Genomic DNA, 3,021 nt, shown 5'->3' on the forward strand with positions numbered 1-3,021 from the left:
CCTCGCGGGCGACCGCGATGTGCATGGCGGTCGGGAAGGTGTCGTTGGAGGACTGGCCGCGGTTGCAATGGTCGTTCGGGTGGACCGGCGACTTGCCGCCGCGCTTGCCGCCGAGCCGCTCGTTGGCGAGGCTCGCGATCACCTCGTTGGCGTTCATGTTGGACTGCGTGCCCGAGCCCGTCTGCCAGACAACCAGCGGGAACTCGTCGTCGTGCTTGCCGGCGACGACCTCCGCGGCCGATTCGGCGATCGCGTCGGCGATCTTCGGCTCGAGGCCGCCGAGATCCTTGTTCACCAGGGCGGCGGCCTGCTTGACGATGCCGAGGGCGTGGACCAGCGGCGCCGGCTGGCGCTCGGTGCCGATCTTGAAGTTCTGGATCGAGCGCTGCGTCTGAGCGCCCCAGTAGCGGTGAGCGGGCACCTCGATCGGGCCGAAGGTGTCGGACTCGGTGCGCGTCTCGACGGCGGGGGTCTCTTGCGGCGACATCGTGGCCTCTTCGTTGGCTCGGATGCGGCCCTACTTAACGAAGCACGATGGTAAGCGCGATGCCGGCCCGGATCGGGGGATGACGCATCGCGCACTCCGTTACCGCCGAGGTTGTTCGCAAGGTTGCTCCACTGCCGATGCTGGATACGCTGCCCCTCAGGCCCCCGACGGCCACGCCGCTGTTCCGTCCCAAGGTGCCGCCGCCGCTGACACAGCCGCTCGGTCTGTTCGCCTTCCTGCGGAAGGTGCGCGAGAACCCGATCGCGACCTGGATGGACGCGCATTTCGAGGAGTTCGTCGTCGCGGGCGAGACGGCGATGGGGCGCCTGACCGTCGTCAGCGATCCGGCCCTGGTGCGCTACCTGCTCGTGGAGCGCGCTGCGAACTACCGCAAGGACGACCTGCAGAAGCGGGTCCTGGCGCCGGGTCTCGGCGACGGCCTGCTCACGGCGGAGGGCGACGAGTGGCGCCTACAGCGGCGCACCCTGGCGCCGATCTTCTCCGCGCGCCACGTCGCGGGCTTCGTCGCGCAGATGGATGCCGCCGGCGCGCGGCTCGGCCGGCGGCTCGCGCGGCGCGACGGCGCCACGGTCGATGTCGCCCTGGAAATGACCCGCGCCACCCTCGACGTGCTGGAGCGGACGATTTTCACGCAGGGCCTGCCCGGCGATCCCGACGCGCTCGGCCGCGCCATCACCCGGCTGCTCGAATCGATCGGGCCGATCGACCCCCTCGACGTGTTCGGCTTCCCCGCCTTCGTGCCGCGCCTCGGCCGGCTGCGGGCGCGGCCGGCGCTGCGTTTCTTCGCCGAGGTGGTGGACACGCTGCTCGACGAGCGCAAGGCGGCGCTCGCCCGCGGCGAGGCGCCCCACGACCTGATGACCCTGCTGCTCGCCGCCCAGGATCCCGAGACCGGCCGCGGCCTCACCGACATCGAGGTGAAGGCCAACATCGTCACCTTCATCGCCGCCGGCCACGAGACCACGGCGAACGCGCTGACCTGGGCGCTCTACTGCCTGTCGCAGGACGAGGCGTCCCGCGCCCGCGTCGAGGCGGAGGCCGACGCCGCCGCGGGCGAGGGCGGCGCGCTGCAACTCGACCGGCTTCCCTTCACCAAGGCGGTGATGGAGGAGACGATGCGGCTCTTCCCGCCGGTTCCCTTCCTCAGCCGCCAGGCTTTGCGGGAAGACCGGATCGGACGGGTGAAGATCCCCCGCAACTCGACCGTCATCATCGCGCCCTGGGTGATGCACCGGCACCGGAAGCTGTGGGACGAGCCGGACGCCTTCATCCCCGAGCGCTTCCTCGGGGAGCGGCGCGACCGCGTCGAGCGCTTCGCCTACCTGCCGTTCGGGGCCGGCCCGCGGGTCTGCATCGGCCAGAGTTTCTCGGTGCAGGAGGCGACGCTGGTGCTTGCCCAGGTCGCGCGGGCGGTGCGGCTCACCCTGCCCGCGGATCATCCGCCTGTCACGCCGCTCCACCGCGTCACGCTGCGGCCGAAGGACGGGTTGCGGATGCTGGCGCAACGCCGCGCCTGACCGCTCCTCCGGACAAGGAGCGGGCCGCGGCGCGGGAAAAGAATCAGTTCTTCTTGCGGAAGGCGTCGAGGCTCACGACCTCGGCGGTGCCGTCGCGATCGGTCTTCTCGGCGGCCTCGGGCTTCGCCTCCGCGCCGTCCTCGGCCTTGTCGTCCGCCTTGCTCTCCCCCTTGCCGTCGGCCTTGGCCTTGCCAGCCGCGGGCAGCGCCGGGACGATCTTGGGTCCGCCCTGGACCGTGGCGAGGCCCGTGCCCTTCGGCTTGATCTCGGCAGGCTCGGAGGCTGCCCCGCGGGGGCCGGCCTTGGCGGGGACGCTCGGCTGCGCCTCCTCCGTCTGCTCGCCCTCGGCCCCCTCGTTGAGGTCGAACTTCAGGCCGAACTGCACGGAGGGGTCGAAGAAGCCCGACAGCGCGTCGAAGGGAATCAGCAGCCGCTCCGGCACGCCGGAGAAGGACAGGCCGACCTCGAAGCTGTGCTCGGTGACGCCAAGATCCCAGAACTGGTGCTGCAGAACGATGGTCATGTCCTGCGGATATTTTTCCCGAAGGCGCTGCGACATGCGCACGCCCGGCGCCTCGGTGCGGAACGAGATGTAGAAGTGGTGCTCGCCCGATAGCCCGTCGCGCGCGGCATCGGTCAGAACCTTGCGCACGACGCCGCGCAGGGCGTCCTGAACCAGGAGATCGTAACGGATCAGATCTTCGGCCATCGGCGCTCGCTTCACCGGTCACGGCCGGGATTGGGCTGCGCCGGGTCGTGGAAATTGAGTGGAGGTTTCTGTTGCCAGGTACCTCCGAACCCCGCCTATGCGGTGCTACCCGCTAGGACTTTAGGTCGGTTTTTGGCACCGCTTACGCGGCGACAGCCACCGGAGCAAAGTTGTCGTTGGCAACTATTGCAAAGGCCCGATAACGGCGGAACCATGCCGAGCGAAAGCTCACCCTTTACGCCCTCGTCGATCCTATTTCGCCCCCGCCGGAACCCAGCATCGGAAGG

3 protein-coding genes and 1 other RNA gene are annotated in these 3,021 nt (G+C 69.8%); 1 reads left to right on the plus strand and 3 read right to left on the minus strand.

Translation table 11 applies throughout. The annotated features are described in order from the left end of the window. On the minus strand, positions 1–487 hold a 487-nt coding region (locus MFF42_RS11735; RefSeq protein ID WP_283206870.1), incomplete at its 3' end, for a lyase family protein. Between the two features lie 137 nt (positions 488–624). Between MFF42_RS11735 and MFF42_RS11740 the strand changes: the two genes are divergently transcribed. Continuing rightward, positions 625–2,025: a cytochrome P450 gene (locus tag MFF42_RS11740; protein ID WP_238255913.1), complete on the plus strand. Its 1,401-nt coding sequence runs from the start codon at positions 625–627 to the stop codon at positions 2,023–2,025. Positions 2,026–2,068: 43 nt separating this feature from the next. Here MFF42_RS11740 and MFF42_RS11745 read toward each other — a convergent pair whose 3' ends face one another. Together MFF42_RS11745 and ssrA are read right to left on the minus strand one after the other, a co-directional pair. Continuing rightward, positions 2,069–2,734: an SspB family protein gene (locus MFF42_RS11745; protein ID WP_238255914.1), complete on the minus strand. Its 666-nt coding sequence runs from the start codon at positions 2,732–2,734 to the stop codon at positions 2,069–2,071. 57 nt (positions 2,735–2,791) lie between these two features. Continuing rightward, positions 2,792–3,021, minus strand: a transfer-messenger RNA (tmRNA) gene (gene ssrA / locus MFF42_RS11750); the annotation flags it as partial.

The organism is Methylorubrum podarium, from assembly GCF_022179745.1.
Classification (GTDB): Bacteria; Pseudomonadota; Alphaproteobacteria; order Rhizobiales; family Beijerinckiaceae; genus Methylobacterium; species Methylobacterium podarium.

Bases quoted from the DNA above. Each gene is read 5' to 3' on its own strand.
- MFF42_RS11745 (WP_238255914.1), bottom strand. From the start codon at position 2,734: ATGGCCGAAGATCTGATCCGTTACGATCTCCTGGTTCAGGACGCCCTG.
- MFF42_RS11740 (WP_238255913.1), top strand. From the start codon at position 625: ATGCTGGATACGCTGCCCCTCAGGCCCCCGACGGCCACGCCGCTGTTC.